Raw genomic sequence first — 17,578 nt, 5'->3', positions numbered from 1 at the left:
CGGCCTCGAGCGTCTGGGGCCCGACGGCCTGCGAGCCGTCGAGCCGCACGTCGCCGGACGCGCCGCCCTGCTGTCCCCGACGACCGCCGTCACCGACTTCGGCGCGGTCGCGCGGTCGTTCCTCGAGGACGCGTCGCGCGCGGGTGCCACGCTCGTCACCGACTTCGACGTCGTCGACGTGCGCCGAGGGGGCTCGGAACCGGTCCGGCTGACCGCGTCCGACGGCCGGGTGGTCACCGCCGACGTCGTGGTCCTCGCCGCCGGTCTGGGCGCCGACCGGCTCGCGGTGCTCGCGGGTGACGGCCCCGACCCGCGCATCGTGCCCTTCCGTGGCGAGTACCTGCGCCTCCGTCCGCAGGCGCGCCACCTCGTCAAGGGCCTCGTCTACCCGGTCCCCGACCCGCGGTACCCGTTCCTCGGCGTGCACCTCACCCGGCGCACCGACGGCGAGGTGCTCCTCGGACCCAACGCCGTCCTGGCCACCGCCCGCGAGGGCTATCGTCGTGGCGACGTCGACCTCGACCAGCTGCGCCGGCTCGCGGCATCACCCGGGTTCCGACGCTTCGCGCGTGCCAACGTGCGCACCGGGCTGCACGAGCTCGCGGGCTCGCTCAGCCGGCGGACGTACGTCGCCCGGGTCCGTCGGTACGTGCCCGAGCTGCGGACCTCGGACGTCCTCACGGCCCCGGCCGGCGTACGGGCACAGGCCATGGACGCCGACGGCTCGCTCGTGGAGGACTTCCGCTTCAGCCGCGTGGGCCCGGTGTTCTGCATCCGCAATGCGCCCTCCCCCGCCGCCACCGCGTCGTTGGCCATCGCCGACCTCGTCGTCGACCGCCTCGGCCTGACCTGACCACGCGTGCGGCGGCGGGCTCACTGCTTGCCGAACCAGGTGCTCGCCTCCATGGCCTCGATGACCGAGGGCGCCTGGTGCTCGTGCACCGACCAGCTGCCGAGGTCCACGGCGACGTCGACGACACCGACGACCGGGCTCACGGCCGCCCAGCCGGACACGGACACGCGCGGCCGCTCGGCCGGGTCGAGCGCGATCTGGGTGCCGAGCGCGTCGGGCGCCAGGACGTTGTCGCCGATGCCGAACGGCACGTGGTCGACGAAGGAGCCGAGCGGGTTCTGCAGGGTCGTGAGCAGCTCACCGCGCACGTGGTAGTTGCGCACCTGGTCGGCGGCGATGCCGACGTGCCCGCCCCCGAGCGCGGCGGCGGCGAGCAGCGTGTTGGGGTGCACGCCGGCGGCGTTGAAGGTGACGGCGGGCTGTCCCGTGGCCGCCGCGGCCGTGCTGGCCAGCCCGCCGCCGAGGGAGTGCCCGGTCAGGACGAGGTGGTCCGGCCCGACGGCGGAGTCGAGGTCCCGGGCCAGGCCGATGGCCTGCAGGTGCTGGGTGCTCAGCTGCCCGGTGCCCTGCTGGATGTTGGTGGCCCAGTCGCCGACGCTCGTCGGGTCGGTGCCGGCGAACGCGAGGACGTAGCCACCGTCGCTGTCGGCGTACACCTGGGCCTGGAAGCCACCCGGTCCGGTGAGCCGCGACGGGTCGATGCCGAGCGCGCGCAGGTCGTCGTCGGCCACCGCGACGAACCGTTCGGTGCCCGTCCCGTCGTAGACGCCCCGCGCCAGCCGGGCCAGCTCGAGGTCGACAGGACGCGGCTCGGTGCCGCGCGTCTCCTCGGCGAGCGGCCGTGGCTCGGGTCCACCCGGCCCGGTCGGCGGGGGCCCGGGTGTCGGCCCGAGACCACCGAACGGCCAGGGCGGCCACGGGGTGCGGCCTCCGGCACCAATGGCACCGCCGGCAGTGCTCGGTCCGGCTGGACCGCTCGCGGCGCGTTGGCCCCGGGCGTTGTCGCGCAGCCTGGTCGCCAGGTCGTCGAGCCGCGTCCCGAGGAGGGACAGCTGGGCCGCCGCGCGCTGCCAGTCCTCGGTCAGGCGGTCGGCGTCGTCGCCGCCCCAGGCCTGCCCGAGCATCGAGACCGCACGGGACGCGTCGATGCGGACCCCGTCGACGTCTCGTGCACTACGAGCGAGCTCGACGGCCACCCGGTCGAGCGCCTCCGGGTCGGCCCCCTTGCGGTAGAGCACGGCACGCACCTCCTCCAGCAGCGGTGCGGTCACGCTAGGGCCCCGGGGGTCACGGGTCCATGGGGAGCGGTCCCCGGCGTGTGCCATCCGGTCGCCGCCCGGGCGTGCACGACGCTCAGGAGGGTCCGGCCCGCCTCGCGCGGACCACGACGAGCCGGCCGAGCAGGCCCGCCGCGAGCACCCCGACACCGGCGACCAGGGAGCCCAGCGGGACCGCCCAGGCGAGGGCGAGGCAGCCCACGAGGCCGAGGACCGCCACGGCCCGCGGATACCGCCGGTGCTCCGACGTCTGGGTCAGCGCCGCTGCGTTGGCCACGGCGTAGTAGGTCAGGACGCCGAACGAGGAGAAGCCGATGACGCCGCGCAGGTCGGTGAGCAGGACGAGGACGATGACGAGGGCACCGAGGGTCAGCTCCGCCACGTGCGGCACGGCGAAGCGGGGGTGGACGGCCGACAGCCGGCGGGGCAGGTCCCCCTCCCGGGCCATCGCCAGCGCCGTCCGGCCGACCCCGGCGACGAGGGCGAGCAGCGCGCCGAGCGTCGCGACAGCGGCCGCGGCAGCGGTGACCCACACGAGCCACCCGTCCGGCCCCTGCGCGACCGAAGCCGCGGTGCGAACGGGTGCCGGCGACGCCGCCGTGGCGGTCGGTCCCAGCACGTGCAGCAGCAGCGCGCCGGTGAGCGCGTAGATCGGCACGACGACGGCGAAGCTGAAGGCGACGGCGCGCGGGATCGTCCGGGAGGGGTCGAGCACCTCCTCGCCGAGCGTGGCGACGCGCGCGTAGCCCGCGAAGGCGAAGAAGAGCAGGGCTGCGCCCTGGAGCACACCGCCGAGGCCGGCGGAGCCGGACGCAACCTGTGCTGAGTCGACGGGCGGCGCGTCCCACCTGAGCACGGCGCCCGAGACGAGCACGACGGTGAGCAGGACGAGGACGACCGTGACGAGCGCGCGGGTCAGGGCGGCCGTGCGGGTGATGCCGCGGTAGTTGACGCCGACGAGCGCGGCGACGGTGACGGCAGCAACGGGGCGCTCCCAGGTGGGTGGGACGACGTAGGCGGCGAAGGCGAGCGCCATCGCCGCGCAGCTGGCCGACTTGCCGACGACGAAGCCCCAGCCGGCGACGAAGCCCCACCACGGTCCGAGTCGCTCACGGCCGTAGACGTAGGTGCCGCCCGACGTGGGGTACTGGGCCGCCAGCTGGGCCGACGACGCCGCGTTGCAGAAGGCGACGAGCCCGGCCAGCAGCAGCGCACCGAGCAGCCAGGAGCCGGTCGATGCGGCGGCAGGCGAGAACGCGGTGAACAGGCCCGCGCCCACCATCGAGCCGACGCCGATGAGGGTCGCGTCGGTCGTCGTCAGGCGGCGGGCGAGGGCGGGCCCGGGTCGGCTCCCCGGCATGGACGTCACGGCCCGAGTCTGCCCGTTCCCGCTCCTCTGCGCCGAATGGGCCGGGCCCGTCCCGCCGACGCCCCGGAGCCGCGACCCGTCGTGGGCCGCGGCTCCGGCGTGCGTCCACCGCTTCGGCGGTCAGGCCCTCAGGCGCTCAACCCGTCGAGCAGCGCCGCGAACGGCGTGACGTCCTCGAAGGGGTCGATGCGCTCGCGTCGCGGCGCGCCCGACACGAGCCCGGCGAAGGCGGCACCCGCGCGCGTGATGCGCTCGCCGAGCCGGCCCGCCTCGACGCTGCCCCAGTCCTCGGACGCCGCGAAGACGGCGACCGGGGCGACGAGGGAGCCGAGGTGGGCGAAGAGGGGCCGCAGCGCGTGGTCGATCGCCAGCGAGTGGCGGGCCGTGCCCCCGGTGGCGCCGAGCAGGACCGGCGTGTCCCGCAGGGCGTCCTTGGGCAGCACGTCGACGAGCATCTTGAACAGCCCGCTGTAGGAGGCTGCGTAGACCGGCGTGGCGACGATGACGGCGTCCGCCCCGGCGATGGCGTCGAGCCGCGACTGCAGCTCGGGCGCCGCGAAGCCGGTGAGGACGTTGTCGGTCAGCTCGTGGGCGATGTCGCGCACCTCGACGACCTCCACCACGACCTCGCGGGGGGCGAGGGCGCGTACGACGGCCTCGGTGAGGCGGTCGGCGAGCAGCCGCGTCGAGGACGGCTGGGTCAGTCCGGCCGTGACGACGGCGAGGTGGAGCGGCCGGCGCAGGTCGGTGGGACGGGTGGTCATCGGGTCACCTCCACGGTGCTCTCGGTGGTCTCGGTGGGCTGGGCGGGCGCCGCGTCGGGCGAGGCGCCGGTGACGTCGTCGGCGGGGGCGTACACGGTGGCGTCCTGCGCGCCACCCGCGGCCGCGACGAGGCCGGCGTGGGTCGGGGCGTCCGGCACGTGGGCCGGCTTCAGGGCGGCGAACTCCTGGCGCAGGACGGGCACGACCTCCTCGCCGAGGATGTCGAGCTGCTCGAGGACGGTCTTGAGCGGCAGGCCGGCGTGGTCCATGAGCCAGAGCTGGCGCTGGTAGTCGCCGACGTAGTCGCGGAACCCGAGGGTGCGCTCGATGACCTCCTGCGGGCTGCCGACGGTCAGCGGCGTCTGGGCGGTGAAGTCCTCGAGCGACGGCCCGTGGCCGTAGACCGGCGCGTTGTCGAAGTACGGACGGAACTCGCGGACCGCGTCCTGGCTGTTCCTGCGCATGAACACCTGACCGCCGAGGCCGACGATGGCCTGGTCGGCGGTGCCGTGGCCGTAGTGCTCGAAGCGCCGGCGGTAGAGCTGCACCATCTGGGCGGTGTGGCTCGCGGGCCAGAAGATATGGTTGGAGAAGAAGCCGTCACCGTAGTACGCGGCCTGCTCGGCGATCTCCGGGCTGCGGATCGAGCCGTGCCAGACGAACGGCGGCACGCCGTCGAGCGGGCGCGGCGTCGACGTGAAGCCCTGCAGCGGGGTGCGGTAGCTGCCCTGCCAGTCGACGACGTCCTCGCGCCACAGCCGGTGCAGGAGCGCGTAGTTCTCGATGGCCAGCTGCAGTCCCTCGCGGATGTCCTTGCCGAACCACGGGTACACCGGGCCGGTGTTGCCACGGCCCATCATGAGGTCGACGCGGCCCTCGGCCAGGTGCTGGAGCATCGCGTAGTCCTCGGCGATGCGCACGGGGTCGGTCGTCGTGATGAGGGTCGTCGACGTCGACAGGATGATCCGCTCGGTCTGGGCCGCGATGCTGGCCAGCAGCACGGGCGGGTTGCCCGGGGCGACGAAGGGCGGGTTGTGGTGCTGCCCGGTGGCGAAGACGTCGAGCCCGACCTCCTCGGCCTTCTTCGCGATGGCCACGGTGGCCTTGATCCGCTCGTGCTCGGTCGGCGTCCGTCCCGTGGTGGGGTCGGTCGTGACGTCGCCGACGGTGAAGATCCCGAACTGCATGGCTCCCAGCTCCTTGGTTGTTGAGAATTCAACTTGCAGAACGCGGGACCTCCCCGGCCCATTCCCGGCCTCGGGTCCGGGCCCATCATGCCTGCGTCGGCGGCCTCCACGGACGGGCCGGGCACCGGCACCGTGCCGAGCGCGCCGGGCCCTCACCCTGCCTGTGACATCCTGACGCCGTGAGCTCGCAGGACCCACGCACCACCCGCCCGGGCACCGGCCACCCGGGCCAGGCCGAGCCCGTGTCCCCCAAGGACCGGTTCATCACCGTCTACGGGCGAAACCCGGTCCACGAGGTGCTCCTCGACGCCGGCCTGCACGTCGACAAGGTCGTCGTCGCCGAGGGGGTCCGCGGATCCGGCATCCGCGAGATCGAGCAGGCCGCCCGCCGTCGCGGCGTCCCGGTTCAGCGGGCCAGCGCCGAGCGCGTCAAGAAGCTGGCCGGCAACGGGCGCCAGGACCAGGGTGTGCTCGCCGACGTCGTGGCGCCGCGGATGCGTCCCCTCGGCGCGGCGCTCGCCGCGCTCGTCGGGGGGCAGGGCCTCCCGGCCGGCGCGCTCGGGGAGCCCGCGACCACGCTCGGCGCCGTCCTCGTCCTCGACGGCATCACCACGCCCGCGAACGTCGGCATGATCCTGCGGTCCGCGACGGCCGCCGGGGTGGACGGCGTCGTCGTCCCCCGTCGCGGGGTCGCCTCCCTCGACCCGCTGGTCGTCAAGGCCTCGGCCGGCGTCGCGTTCCGCGCGCCGATCCTCAAGACCGCCACAGCCGCCGAGGCCGTGGCCACCCTCAAGGACCACGGCTTCCACGTCGTGGGGCTCGACGCGTCCGGTGACGACGACCTCTTCGCGGCGCACCTGCCCACGCCGGTCGCGTTCGTCCTCGGCAGCGAGACGGCCGGCCTGTCCCCCGACGTCGCGCGGCTCGTCGACACGTGGGTCTCGATCCCGATGGCCTCGGGGGTCGAGTCGCTCAACGTGTCGGCGGCCGCGGCGGTCGTCTGCTTCGAGCTGGTCCGCCGGTCGCGCCTCTGACGCGCGCCACGGCTCAGGCGCAACCGCGCCGGTCGGGCCTCAGGGGCACCACCTGTCGGCGAGGGCCCGGACCACGGTGATGCTGCGGGCGGTGCCGACGGCGCCGGTGAGCCGCTCGATGCGGGCGTGGGTCAGCCGGGCGCCCTGCACGCCGTCGGACAGGAACAGCACGATGTCGGTGCCGAGGACGCGGGCCGCCTCGGTCGGTACGTCCCAGGCGTGCAGCGCCTCGACGCCGTCGGGATCCAGGTCGCCGGTCATGAACGTGACGTAGCGTCGGGCGTCGGGCGCGATGGGCGAGTCCAGCTGCTCGGCCTCCTCGGCGAGCCGGCGCAGCTGCGCCGGCGTCCGGACGACGACGGGCACGTCGAACCCGAACGCGTCGCTGATGAGTCGGTGCAGCTCCTTCTCGACCTTGGCGGCGCTGCGCATCGGCGAGGTGACCTTGACGTTGCCGGTCTGGATGTGGGTCTCGACGTCGCGGAAGCCGTGCTCCGACAGCACCTGTCGGAGTCGCTCCATGCGCACCTGGCGCTTGCCGACGTTGACGGCCCGCAGGAAGCCGATGTAGACACCCACCTCAGCGCTCCCGTCCCGCCGCGGTGGCGTCGCGGCACGTGCCCGCGCCGACCCGCTCGACGCGGCCACCGACGTGCACCCCTCCGGCGGCGTCCACCTCGAGGACGAGCCGGGACGGACGCCCGACCGCGGCGCCCTGGCTCACCTCGATCACCGCGTCGCGCCGGCCCTGCTCGGCCAGCCACCCGCCGAGGTTGGCGCAGGCGGAGCCGGTGGCGGGGTCCTCGGCGACCGCAGACCCCTGGGTGAAGAAGAGCCGGGCCTCGATGCTGCCGGGGCCGGTCCAGGCCCACACGTAGACGTGCGGCGGGTGACCCGGGGACGCCATGTGCCGGGCCATGAGCCGCGGGTCGGCGACGCAGGCCCGCACGTCCTCGACGTCGCGCAGGCGCACGATGAGCTGCTCGACGCCGGCGTCGACCCACGACGCCTCGACCACGGCCGCCTGCTCGAGCCCGAGGGCGGTGGCCAGGTCGGCCGGGCTCGCGTCGACCGGGCGGGTCCGGGCGGTCGGTGCGTCGAGGCGCCAGCCGCCCTCGACCCGCTCGACCGGGATGCGCCCCGCGGGCATGGTCAGGTCGACCCGGTCCGGCGGACGGCCGCTGACGAGCCCGGCGACGACCTCCGCGGTACCGAGCGTCGGGTGGCCGGCGAACGGCATCTCGTGGTCGGGGGTGAAGATCCGCACCGACGCCTCGCCCGCGCCGTCCTGCCCCGTGACGAACGTCGTCTCGCTGAGGTTGAACTGGCGGGCCCACCGCTGCATCGCGGCCTCCCCCAGGCCCCCGGCGTCGGTGAAGACGCACAGGGGGTTGCCCGAGAACGGGTCGCCCTCGACGGCGAAGACGTTGAGCAGCTCGAACGGCAGGTCCATGGGGCGAGTCTGCCCGAGCAGGTGCGAGGATGGCGCCCATGGCCCAGCGCGACAGCGCCGTTCCCGGCGACCTCTACCTGTTCCGGCACGGCGAGACCGAGTGGTCGCTCACCGGCCAGCACACCGGCACCACGGACCTGCCGCTCCTGCCCGAGGGTGAGCAGGCGGCCTGCGAGCTCGCCGACATCCTCCGCGCGCGCACCTTCTCGCGGGTCCTCGTCTCGCCGCTGCAGCGCGCCCGTCGCACGGCCGAGCTCGCCGGCCTCGGCGACTTCGAGGTCGAGCCGCTCCTGCGCGAGTGGGACTACGGCGCCTACGAGGGCATCACGACGAAGCAGATCAGCGCCGAGGTCGGCCACCCGTGGGAGGTGTTCGTCGACGGCGTGAAGCCCGGTGTCACACCCGGCGAGACCGTCGAGCAGGTCGCCGCACGGGGCCAGCAGGTCATCGACAAGGTGTGGCCCGACCTCCAGGAGGGGAACGTCGCGCTCTTCGGGCACGGCCACGCCCTGCGCGTCCTCACCGCGGTCTACCTCGGTGTCGACCCGCGCTTCGGCCAGCAGCTGGTCCTCGACGCCGGGTCGATGAGCGTCCTGACCCACCACCGGTCGACGCGCTGCATCGGCTCGTTCAACCTCTCGCCCTGGCGGCTGCTCAAGGACGCCTGAGGCCCACGCGTCAGGGCAGCTCCCACGTGTGGACCGGCGCGTTGGCGCTCATCCCCTCGATGTAGCGCGCGAGCATCTCGCGCAGCGCCTTGTCGCGGGTCAGGCCCTGCGCCTCGAGCCGGGCGACGCACTCGGTCTGCCACGAGGCGCCGTTGACGCCGTTGAGGCAGCGCTGCTCGATGATCGTCAGGTACCGGTCGCGGACCGCCGCCGACACGCCCCAGCGGTCGAGGCCCTCGTGGGCCATCGGCAGCAGCCGGCGCAGGACCAGCTCGGTCGTCGGCACCTCACCGAAGCCGGGCCAGTACGTCCGGGCGTCGATCCCGAGCCGCGCGCCCTCCTCGAAGTTCGCCTCCGCGGCCGAGAAGCTCATCCGGGTCCACACCGGACGGTCCTCCTCGGCGAGGTAGCGCAGGGTCCCGTAGTAGAAGGCCGCGTTGGCGAGGACGTCGGCGATGCTTGGCCCGGCCGGCAGCACCCGGTTCTCGACCCGCAGGTGCGGGCGGCCGCCGACGATGTCGTAGATGGGTCGGTTCCAGCGGTATACGGTGCCGTTGTGCAGGCGCAGCTCCTTGAGCGCCGGCACCTCACCGCGCTCGAACACCTCCTCGGGCTCCTCGTCCGAGATCTCCGGCAGCAGGGCCGGGAAGTAGCGGACGTTCTCCTCGAAGAGGTCGAAGATCGAGGTGATCCACCGCTCCCCGAACCAGACCCGCGGCCGGACGCCCTGGTTCTTCAGCTCGACCGAACGGGTGTCGGTGGACTGCGTGAACAGCGGGATGCGGGTCTCCGCCCAGAGCCGCTGCCCGAGGAAGAACGGCGAGTTCGCGCCGAGGGCCAGCTGCGGGCCGGCGAGGACCTGCGCGGCGTTCCAGTGGTCGGCGAACCGCTCCGGCTGCACCTGCACGTGCAGCTGGATCGAGGTGCACGCCGACTCCGGCGCCAGGCTGTCGGAGTAGCGGGCGATGCGCTCGCCGGTCGGGCCCTCGAGCTCGAGCCAGACGTCCTCGCCGCGCGCGTCGAGGACGGCGTTGTTGAGAGCCGCGTAGCGGATGTTCTCGCTGATCCAGTCGCCCTCGAAGTGCTCGGCCATGATCGTCGGCAGGATGCCGATGGCCACGATGCCGACGCCGAGGTCGGCCGCGCGCGCCGAGGCCTGGTTGAGCGACTCGCGCAGGTGCTGCTCGAGCTCGAGCGCCGAGTCCCCGGGCAGCGGGCGCGGGTGGACGTTGAGCTCGATGTTGTAGCGGGCGAGCTCGGTCTGGAAGTTCTCGTCGGCGATCTGCTCGAGGACGACCTTGTTGTCGAGCTTGGGCCCGAGGTCCTCGGAGACGAGGTTGAGCTCGATCTCGAGCCCGGTCATGGGCCGGTCGAACTCGAACTCGCTCTTGCCGAGCATCCGTTCGAACACGTCGAGGTCGCGGCGGACCTTCTCCCGGTACTGCTGCCGCTGCTCCCGGGTGTACCTGGCCTGCTCGACGTCGGCGCCCACGAGCCGAGACAACCACACTCGCGGGCTCGACGCGAGAAATTCCCCCGGGGTGTTTCAGCCCTCGAACGCCTCCGGCGGCGGGCAGGAGCACACGAGGTTCCGGTCGCCGTAGGCGCCGTCGATGCGGCTCACCGGCGGCCAGTACTTGTCCGGCGCGGACACGCCGACGGGGAAGGCGGCCGTCGCGCGGTCGTAGGGGTGGTCCCAGTCGCCCGCGAGGCGCATCGAGGTGTGCGGCGCGTGCCGCAGGACGCTGTCGGCCACCGCCACCTCGCCGCGACCGACCTGCTCGATCTCCTCGCGGATGGCGACCATCGCGTCGCAGAAGCGGTCCAGCTCGTCGAGGTTCTCGGACTCGGTCGGCTCGACCATGAGCGTGCCGGCGACGGGGAAGCTCATCGTCGGCGCGTGGAAGCCGTAGTCGATGAGGCGCTTGGCGACGTCGTCGACCGTGACACCCGTGCGGGCCGTGAGGGCCCGTAGGTCCAGGATGCACTCGTGCGCGACGAGGCCGTCGGTGCCGGAGTAGAGGACCGGGTAGTGCTCACGCAGCCGAGCGGCGACGTAGTTGGCGTTGAGGACAGCGGTCTGCGTGGCGTGCCGCAGGCCGGCGCCCCCCATGAGCCGGACGTAGGCCCACGAGATCGGCAGGATGCTCGCCGAGCCGTAGGGCGCCGCCGAGATCGGGCCCACCCCGGTCGCGGGACCGGCCTCGGGTGCGAGCGGGTGGTTGGGCAGGTGCGGCGCGAGGTGGGCGCGCACGGCGACCGGTCCGACGCCCGGGCCGCCGCCGCCGTGCGGGATGCAGAACGTCTTGTGCAGGTTGAGGTGGCTGACGTCGGCGCCGAACCGGCCGGGCTGGGCCAGGCCGACGAGCGCGTTGAGGTTGGCGCCGTCGACGTACACCTGGCCGCCCGCGTCGTGGACGAGCTCGCACAGCTCGGTGATGGTGTCCTCGTAGACCCCGTGCGTCGAGGGGTAGGTGACCATGATCGCGGCGAGGTCGTCGCGGTGCGCCTCGATCTTGGCGCGCAGGTCGTCCATGTCGACGGTGCCGTCCGCGGCGGTCTTGACGACGACGACCGTCAGTCCGGCCATGACCGCCGACGCGGCGTTGGTGCCGTGGGCGCTCGCCGGGATCAGGCAGACCCGGCGGTGGCCCTCGCCCCGTGCCTGGTGGTACGCGTGGATCGCGAGCAGTCCTGCGAACTCGCCCTGCGAGCCGGCGTTCGGCTGCAGCGACACGGCGTCGTAGCCGGTGATCTCGCACAGCCACGCGGCGAGCTCGTCGATGAGGGCGCGGATGCCCTCGGACTGGTCGGCCGGGGCGAACGGGTGCAGGTTCGCGAACTCCGGCCAGGTGATGGCCTCCATCTCGGTGGTCGCGTTGAGCTTCATGGTGCAGGAACCGAGCGGGATCATGCCGCGGTCCAGCGCGAAGTCGCGGTCGGCGAGGCGGCGCAGGTAGCGCAGCATCGCGGTCTCCGAGTGGTGCGCATGGAAGACCGGGTGGGTCAGGAACTCGGACGTGCGCTCGAGCTGCCTCGGCACACCGGTCGCCACGCCGGCGTCGCCGTCCGATGCCGGCTCGGCGACGTCGGACGCGTCGAGGCCGAGGGCGGCGAGGACGGCGGACACCGTTGCGGCCGTGGAGGTCTCGTCGAGGCTCAACGAGACACGGTCGGTGTCGACGCGGCGCACGTTCATGCCCCGGTCGGCGAAGGCGGTGACCACGTCGTCGGCGCGGGAGGGCACGACGACCGTCAGGGTGTCGAAGAAGGCGGTCGTCTCGACGTCGACGCCGCCGGCCACGAGGCGCGCGCGCAGGCCCGCGGTCAGGCCGCCGACGCGGCGTGCGATGCCGACGAGGCCCGCCGGCCCGTGCCACACCGCGTACATGCTCGCCATGACGGCGAGCAGCACCTGCGCGGTGCAGATGTTCGAGGTCGCCTTCTCGCGTCGGATGTGCTGCTCGCGGGTCTGCAGCGCCAGGCGGTAGGCCTGGTGGCCGTCGGCGTCGACGGAGACACCGACGAGGCGACCGGGCAGCTGGCGCTCGAGACCCCGGTGCACCGACATGTAGCCGGCGTGGGGGCCACCGAAGCCCATCGGCACGCCGAACCGCTGGGCGCTCCCGACGGCGATGTCCGCGCCCCACTCCCCCGGAGCCGCGACGAGCGTCAGGGCCAGCAGGTCCGCGCACGCGGTGACGAGGCCACCCGCGGCATGCACCGCCTCCGCGAGCGTCGACCAGTCGTGCAGCTGCCCGGACGCGTCGGGGTACTGGACCACGACGCCCGCCACCGGGGCGCCGCCGGCCGCCGTGGCCAGCGCCTCGGTATCGCTGACCGAGCGCAGGTCGGTGACGACGAGGGGCAGCCCGATGGCCTCCGCACGGGTGCGCATGACGGCGATGGTCTGCGGGAAGACGAGCTCGTCGACGAGGACGACGGCCTCGGCCTTGGCCCGGGTGGCCCGGTGCATCAGCGACATCGCCTCGGCCGCCGCGGTGGCCTCGTCGAGCAGGGACGAGCCGGCGACGTCGAGGCCGGTGAGGTCGGTGACGACGGTCTGGAAGTTGAGCAGGGCCTCCAGCCGGCCCTGGGAGATCTCCGGCTGGTACGGGGTGTACGCGGTGTACCAGGCCGGGTTCTCCAGCACGTTGCGGCGCACGACCGGCGGGGTGACGGTGCCGTAGTAGCCGAGGCCGATGAGCGAGGTGAGCACGGTGTTGCGCGAGGCGAACCGACGCAGCTCGTCGATGACGGCGCTCTCGCTGGCGGCCGCCTCGAGGCGCAGCGGGGCCTGCTCCCGGATGGCGCCGGGAATGGCCCGGTCACAGAGGGCGTCGAGGCTCGGCTGGCCCACGACGTCGAGCATCCGGGCGACGTCGTCCGCGCGCGGACCGACGTGCCGGCCGACGAAGTCGGCGAAACCGTCGGCGGGGGTGGTGGGCGTCGGGGTCGCGGCGGCGAGCTGGTCGGTCGACATGCGGGGCTCCTGGTGGGGATGAGCGGATGACACACGCTCCCCGTCTGTCGCCCGAGAGCTCCAGAGATGCCTGGCCCGCGTGGTCCTGGCGCCTGAGAGGTTCCGGGGAATGTTGCCCCTTCGGCGCCTCGCAGGTGGTGGACACCTCGAGGACTCTCCCACGCAGGGTGATCGGCACACCAAATCTAGCAGCCGACGCCCGAGGGCCCGTCCCGGACGTGCCGGGCGGGCCCTCGTGGACGGCGCGACGTGCTGCGGTGCCTGGTGCCTGCCGCGCCCTCAGGCCATCCGGCGCGCGTGGCGGCGAGCGGTCAGCTCGTCACCGGGGTGCTCGGCCGGGGCGTCGTCGTCCGGCCGCTCGCTCGGCAGCTGGGCGAGCTCGCCCTCGACCTCGCGCCACACGCGTCCGACGGCGATGCCGAAGACCCCCTGCCCGCCCTGGACGAGGTCGATGACCTCGTCGGCGGACGTGCACTCGTAGACCGACGCGCCGTCGCTCATCAGGGTGATCTGGGCGAGGTCCTCGACGCCGCGCTCGCGCAGGTGGCCGATGGCCACCCGGATCTGCTGCAGGGAGACGCCGGTGTCGAGGAGCCGCTTGACGACCTTGAGCACGAGGATGTCGCGGAACCCGTAGAGGCGCTGGGTGCCGGAACCGGTCGCGCTGCGGACCGAGGGCTCGACGAGGCCGGTCCGGGCCCAGTAGTCGAGCTGCCGGTAGGTGATCCCGGCCGCTCGGCAGGCCGTGGGGCCGCGGTAGCCGATGTCCTCGGCGAGGACGGGCAGGTCGTCGGTGAAGAGCAGACCTTGGGCGCCGCTGGGCACCGTGCGACCCGGTTCGGGTGCGTTCTCCATGGCGGCCATGCCGTCCTCCTCGGGCTGAGCCTGCGCGACGTGCGCAGACGACATCGGGATAACTACACACACGTCGTTATCCGACGGTAGGACTCGGGTAGGTGGGCGTCAATCACCGGGCGGCTGCGGGGTCGGCGTGTCGCCGTTGCCGTCGACCACTTTCACCTTCGACCTCAACGTGAAGGTTGGTCACTCCCCCTGGCCCGGCTGCCCCGGCCGGTCGGGGTCCCCACCCGGCTCGTCGCCGGCGGGCCCGTCGAAGTCCTCCGCCGAGACGTGGTCGAGGAACTCCTTGAACCGCTCGACCTCGTCGTCCTCCTCGGAGCTGACGACGATGGCGGCCTCGTCGAGGATCGCAGGGTCGACGAGCACCGGTGACCCGGTGCGCAGGGCGAGGGCGATGGCGTCGCTCGCCCGAGAGCTGATCTCGATCGAGCCGTCGACGATGAGCGCCGCGTGGAAGACCGAGTCCTTGAGGGCGACGATGCGCACCTCGGTCAGCTCGTGGCCGAGGACTGCCAGGACGTCACGAAGCAGGTCGTGCGTCAGGGGGCGCGGCGGGACGACGCCCTGCTGGGCGTAGGTGATCGCCGCAGCCTCGGCAGCACCGATCCAGATCGGCAGGTAGCGGCCTCCGTCGCGCTCGCGCAGCAGCACGATCGGGTTGTTCGTCGGCATCTCGACCCGGACGCCCAGGACATCGACCTCTCTCACTCCTCCACCGTACCCCGCGCGTGCCCTCGCGTCGGGGGGTCCTGCGGGTCGGCGGCGGGATCACGGGCGCGCTGCCACAAGCCGATCCACCCGCCGATGCGCGTGAGAGAGACTGTGCACCGGCCCATCGACCAGCCGCTCCGGGCGGCTCAGCGGGCGAGGCCCGCCTTGACGAGCGCGACGTGCAGGGCGATGCACGAGGCCGCGATCTCGGCCGCCCGCTCGGGGCGCGTGTCGTCGTCGCGGTGGGTGGCCAGGACCTGGTCGACGAGCCCGATCTCGCGGTCGGCCGCGGTGCGGAAGGGCCGCAGGTGCCGGGGCTCGAGGCCGTGCGCGGCCAGCGCGTTCGCGGCCGCCGCGACGGCCAGCTGGTCCTGCGCGTAGTGCCCCGAGGCGTCGGGCACGAGCAGGCCGAAGGACTCGAGGGCGTGCATCGTCGCCCGGTCGATGCCGGTGGCCTCACGCAGCTCCGGCCCGGTGAGCGTGACACCCGATCGCGGGAGAAGGACGGACGCGTCCGGCACGTCGGGGTCGGTGACCGGCTCGGGCGGGCGGGGCCGCCCTCCCCCGGTGCCGGCGTCCGTCAGGCCACGGTCGAGCGCGTCGAGCGCCTCACGGATGACCTTGAGCGGCCAGAACCGGTCGCGCTGGGCCGCGAGGACGTACCGCAGCCGCTCGACGTCCGCCTCCGAGTAGGTGCGGTAGCCGGACGCCGTGCGGTGCGGCGTCACGAGGCCCTCGGCCTCGAGGAAGCGGATCTTGGACGCCGTGGCGTCGGGGAACTCCTCGGAGAGCGCGGCGATGACCTTGCCGATGGTCAGGCGTGGCCCCGAGGCCGGGTCGGCCTCGCCCGTCGTCCCCGTGGGCATCCCGTCGGTCAGGCGGCGTAGTAGACGAGGCGGAACTTGCCGATCTGCACCTCGTCGCCGGTGTGCAGCGGTGCCTCGTCGATGCGCTCGCGGTTGACGTACGTCCCGTTGAGGGACCCGGCGTCGCGCACGACGTAGCGCTCACCCTGCTTGACGAACAGGGCGTGCTTGCGGGACACGGTGACGTCGTCGAGGAAGATGTCGGAGTCGGGGTGGCGCCCCGCCGCGACCTCCTGGTCGTCGAGGAGGAAGCGCGCACCGGTGTTGGGGCCGCGCAGGACGACGAGCAGGGCCGTACCCGGGCGCAGCGCCTCGATCGTGGCCTGGTCCTCGGCGGTCAGCCCGCGCGGGTCCAGGTGCTCGGCGTCCTGGGCCGGGACGCCCTGGAACCGCATGGTGCGCGGCTCGACGTTCGTGTCGTCGGAGTCGAAGTGGTCGCTCGACATGCGGTCCTCCTGGTTCTGGGAGTCGGAGCTCGGGTCGTCCCGGTCAGGCGTGCCGTGATCGTCGTCGCTCGACATGCCGTCCTCCTCCGTCGTGGGGGCGAAGCGGGCGTCACCACTCTAGTTGACGCCTGTTCCCGTCGCGCCCGCCGACGCGCCTGCCGGACACCGACCGGCGTGTACGGGCCGGTCGGTGCGTACAGGCCGGTCGGGCGTGACGGGCATGACGGGCCGCACGTGAGGGGGCGTGCGGGTGTCGCGGATGCTACCGGTCGTTCCGGTGGGGCGCGTGGGACGTCAGGACAGCGAGGCGGTGTACGCCGAGGCGTCCATCAGGCCGTCGACGGCGGCGGCGTCGCTCGGGCGCATCTCGAACATCCAGCCCTCGCCGTACGGGTCGGAGTTGATGAGCTCGGGCGAGGCGTCGAGGGCCGGGTTCACGGCGGTGACCTCACCGTCGAGCGGGGCGTAGATGTCGCTGACCGACTTCGTCGACTCGACCTCTCCGCACGAGTCCCCGGACGCGACGGAGTCACCGACGGCCGGGAGCGAGACGTACACGACGTCCCCGAGGGCGTCCTGCGCGAAGGCGGTGATGCCGATGCGCACGACCCCGTCGTCGCCCACCCGGACCCACTCGTGGTCGCTGGTGTAGCGCAGGTCGGCGGGGTACTCGAGGTCGCTCATGTCGCTCCTAGCTCGTCGCTGAGGTGGTCAGGGGGTGGGGCACACGTGTCGTCGCTCCACCGGCAAGGGAGAGGATGCCACGTCGCCGGCGACGCGTCAGCGACCGGGCGGTCACTCGACCGGCTTCGCGTGCGTCAGCGGGCGCGGCTCGTGGACCGAGGTGATCTGGATCGACTCCGACTCGATGACGCTCGCGTTGGCGCCCTTCTGGCGAACCGTCTCGACGATCCCGCCCGGGATGGTCATCGCGGACGAGAGCGTCTTGGCGTCGCCGATGGCCTTGATCTCGATGGGGCGGGTGATCGCCTTGCCGTCCACGAGCAGGTCGCCGCCGGCGTCACCGACGAACGAGGAGGCGACGACGCGGACGCCACCGACGTCGATCGACTCGGCACCCGCGTCGCGCAGCTCCTGGATGATGTCGAGCACGACCGGACCGGTGACCTGCTTGTCGGGGTCCGAGACGGTCAGGATGATGCCCTGGCCGGTGGCGCCGATGGTGCCGGCGAGGATCCCCAGCGTGTCGACGCGCTTCTGGGCCTGGTCGAGGGCCTCCGCGGCGGTGCCGGTCCCGCTCTTGAGCCGGTCGCGGGTCGCCTCCAGCTCGCGGACCTGCTGGTCGAGGCGCGAGGACTTGACCGAGATGTCGTCGAGGACGCGGACGAGGTCGGTCTGGCTCAGCTGGTCCAGTCCCCGCTCGTTGGTCAGCTGCACCTGGGCCGCGATGCCGGCGCCGAGGAGCACGGCGAGCAGGGCCCCGAGGAGGTTGGCTCGCGTGGCCCGTGGGCGGGACATCGCGAAGAGGCGGTGCCAGGCCGCCCTGCCCTCGACGGGCTGACGGGCCGGCTCGGTGGTCACCGCCGACGTCCCGGTGCCAAGACCGTGCGGAGCGGGCGGCTCGGGCGCTTCCGGCACGAGCCTG

At 73.4% G+C, this 17,578-nt stretch carries 17 protein-coding genes and 1 riboswitch; of the genes, 3 read left to right on the top strand and 14 right to left on the bottom strand.

The window, feature by feature from the left end:
• Positions 1-13: 13 nt before the first annotated feature.
• The gene (gene lhgO, locus AC1VM9_RS17685) at positions 14-853 is read left to right on the top strand and encodes an L-2-hydroxyglutarate oxidase (RefSeq protein ID WP_483124044.1); all 840 of its coding nucleotides are present in this window, start codon (positions 14-16) and stop codon (positions 851-853) included.
• A 20-nt stretch (positions 854-873) separates the two neighbouring features.
• On the opposite strand, the gene AC1VM9_RS17680 is transcribed toward lhgO, so the two are convergent.
• The 4 genes from AC1VM9_RS17680 to AC1VM9_RS17665 form a co-directional block, all read right to left on the bottom strand.
• The gene (locus tag AC1VM9_RS17680; protein ID WP_483123556.1) at positions 874-2,124 is read right to left on the bottom strand and encodes a Tle-like phospholipase domain-containing protein; all 1,251 of its coding nucleotides are present in this window, start codon (positions 2,122-2,124) and stop codon (positions 874-876) included.
• An 82-nt stretch (positions 2,125-2,206) separates the two neighbouring features.
• A complete protein-coding gene (locus AC1VM9_RS17675) occupies positions 2,207-3,490 on the bottom strand; it encodes an APC family permease (RefSeq protein ID WP_483124043.1) in 1,284 nt (427 codons plus the stop codon).
• 137 nt (positions 3,491-3,627) lie between these two features.
• Positions 3,628-4,263, bottom strand: coding sequence for a CE1759 family FMN reductase (locus AC1VM9_RS17670; protein WP_483123555.1), 636 nt, complete (start codon positions 4,261-4,263; stop codon positions 3,628-3,630).
• On the bottom strand, positions 4,260-5,450 hold the full coding sequence (locus tag AC1VM9_RS17665; RefSeq protein ID WP_483123554.1) for an LLM class flavin-dependent oxidoreductase: 1,191 nt from the start codon (positions 5,448-5,450) through the stop codon (positions 4,260-4,262). Before AC1VM9_RS17665 ends, AC1VM9_RS17670 begins: the two co-directional genes overlap by 4 nt.
• 179 nt (positions 5,451-5,629) lie before the next feature.
• Between AC1VM9_RS17665 and AC1VM9_RS17660 the strand changes: the two genes are divergently transcribed.
• The gene (locus tag AC1VM9_RS17660; RefSeq protein ID WP_481345023.1) at positions 5,630-6,484 is read left to right on the top strand and encodes a TrmH family RNA methyltransferase; all 855 of its coding nucleotides are present in this window, start codon (positions 5,630-5,632) and stop codon (positions 6,482-6,484) included.
• Between the two features lie 39 nt (positions 6,485-6,523).
• Here AC1VM9_RS17660 and AC1VM9_RS17655 read toward each other — a convergent pair whose 3' ends face one another.
• Together AC1VM9_RS17655 and AC1VM9_RS17650 are read right to left on the bottom strand one after the other, a co-directional pair.
• Complete coding sequence (locus tag AC1VM9_RS17655; RefSeq protein WP_481341109.1) at positions 6,524-7,063, bottom strand: DUF1697 domain-containing protein; 540 nt, start codon at positions 7,061-7,063, stop codon at positions 6,524-6,526.
• Position 7,064: 1 nt separating this feature from the next.
• On the bottom strand, positions 7,065-7,937 hold the full coding sequence (locus AC1VM9_RS17650) for a PhzF family phenazine biosynthesis protein (RefSeq protein ID WP_483123553.1): 873 nt from the start codon (positions 7,935-7,937) through the stop codon (positions 7,065-7,067).
• A gap of 38 nt (positions 7,938-7,975) precedes the next feature.
• Here AC1VM9_RS17650 and AC1VM9_RS17645 point away from each other — a divergent pair, with 38 nt between their 5' ends.
• A complete protein-coding gene (locus tag AC1VM9_RS17645; protein WP_483123552.1) occupies positions 7,976-8,605 on the top strand; it encodes a histidine phosphatase family protein in 630 nt (209 codons plus the stop codon).
• 10 nt (positions 8,606-8,615) lie between these two features.
• Here the strand turns inward: AC1VM9_RS17645 and AC1VM9_RS17640 are convergent, their stop codons facing one another.
• From AC1VM9_RS17640 to AC1VM9_RS17605, 8 genes are all read right to left on the bottom strand, one after another.
• Positions 8,616-10,097 carry a glutamate-cysteine ligase family protein gene (locus AC1VM9_RS17640; protein ID WP_481341106.1) on the bottom strand — a complete coding sequence of 494 codons (1,482 nt, stop codon included), beginning with the start codon at positions 10,095-10,097 and terminating at the stop codon, positions 8,616-8,618.
• Positions 10,098-10,151: 54 nt separating this feature from the next.
• Positions 10,152-13,088, bottom strand: a complete 2,937-nt coding sequence (gene gcvP, locus AC1VM9_RS17635; RefSeq protein WP_483123550.1) for an aminomethyl-transferring glycine dehydrogenase — start codon at positions 13,086-13,088, stop codon at positions 10,152-10,154.
• Positions 13,089-13,158: 70 nt separating this feature from the next.
• Positions 13,159-13,259: riboswitch (glycine riboswitch) on the bottom strand.
• A 108-nt stretch (positions 13,260-13,367) separates the two neighbouring features.
• A complete protein-coding gene (locus tag AC1VM9_RS17630; protein WP_481341131.1) occupies positions 13,368-13,952 on the bottom strand; it encodes a MerR family transcriptional regulator in 585 nt (194 codons plus the stop codon).
• Between the two features lie 180 nt (positions 13,953-14,132).
• Positions 14,133-14,657, bottom strand: coding sequence for a bifunctional nuclease family protein (locus tag AC1VM9_RS17625; protein WP_481341104.1), 525 nt, complete (start codon positions 14,655-14,657; stop codon positions 14,133-14,135).
• A gap of 149 nt (positions 14,658-14,806) precedes the next feature.
• Positions 14,807-15,526, bottom strand: coding sequence for a transcriptional regulator FtsR (gene ftsR, locus AC1VM9_RS17620; RefSeq protein ID WP_483123549.1), 720 nt, complete (start codon positions 15,524-15,526; stop codon positions 14,807-14,809).
• Positions 15,527-15,534: 8 nt separating this feature from the next.
• Positions 15,535-15,972: an FHA domain-containing protein gene (locus tag AC1VM9_RS17615; protein ID WP_481341130.1), complete on the bottom strand. Its 438-nt coding sequence runs from the start codon at positions 15,970-15,972 to the stop codon at positions 15,535-15,537.
• Between the two features lie 294 nt (positions 15,973-16,266).
• Positions 16,267-16,656: a glycine cleavage system protein GcvH gene (gcvH, locus tag AC1VM9_RS17610; protein ID WP_481341102.1), complete on the bottom strand. Its 390-nt coding sequence runs from the start codon at positions 16,654-16,656 to the stop codon at positions 16,267-16,269.
• Positions 16,657-16,767: 111 nt separating this feature from the next.
• Positions 16,768-17,514, bottom strand: coding sequence for a DUF881 domain-containing protein (locus AC1VM9_RS17605; protein WP_481345029.1), 747 nt, complete (start codon positions 17,512-17,514; stop codon positions 16,768-16,770).
• Positions 17,515-17,578: the final 64 nt, after the last annotated feature.

This window comes from Monashia sp. HAY1-11D, from assembly GCF_056868035.1.
The sequence above is the reverse complement of the archived record's forward strand: the minus strand, read 5'-3'. Positions and strand labels throughout refer to the sequence as shown.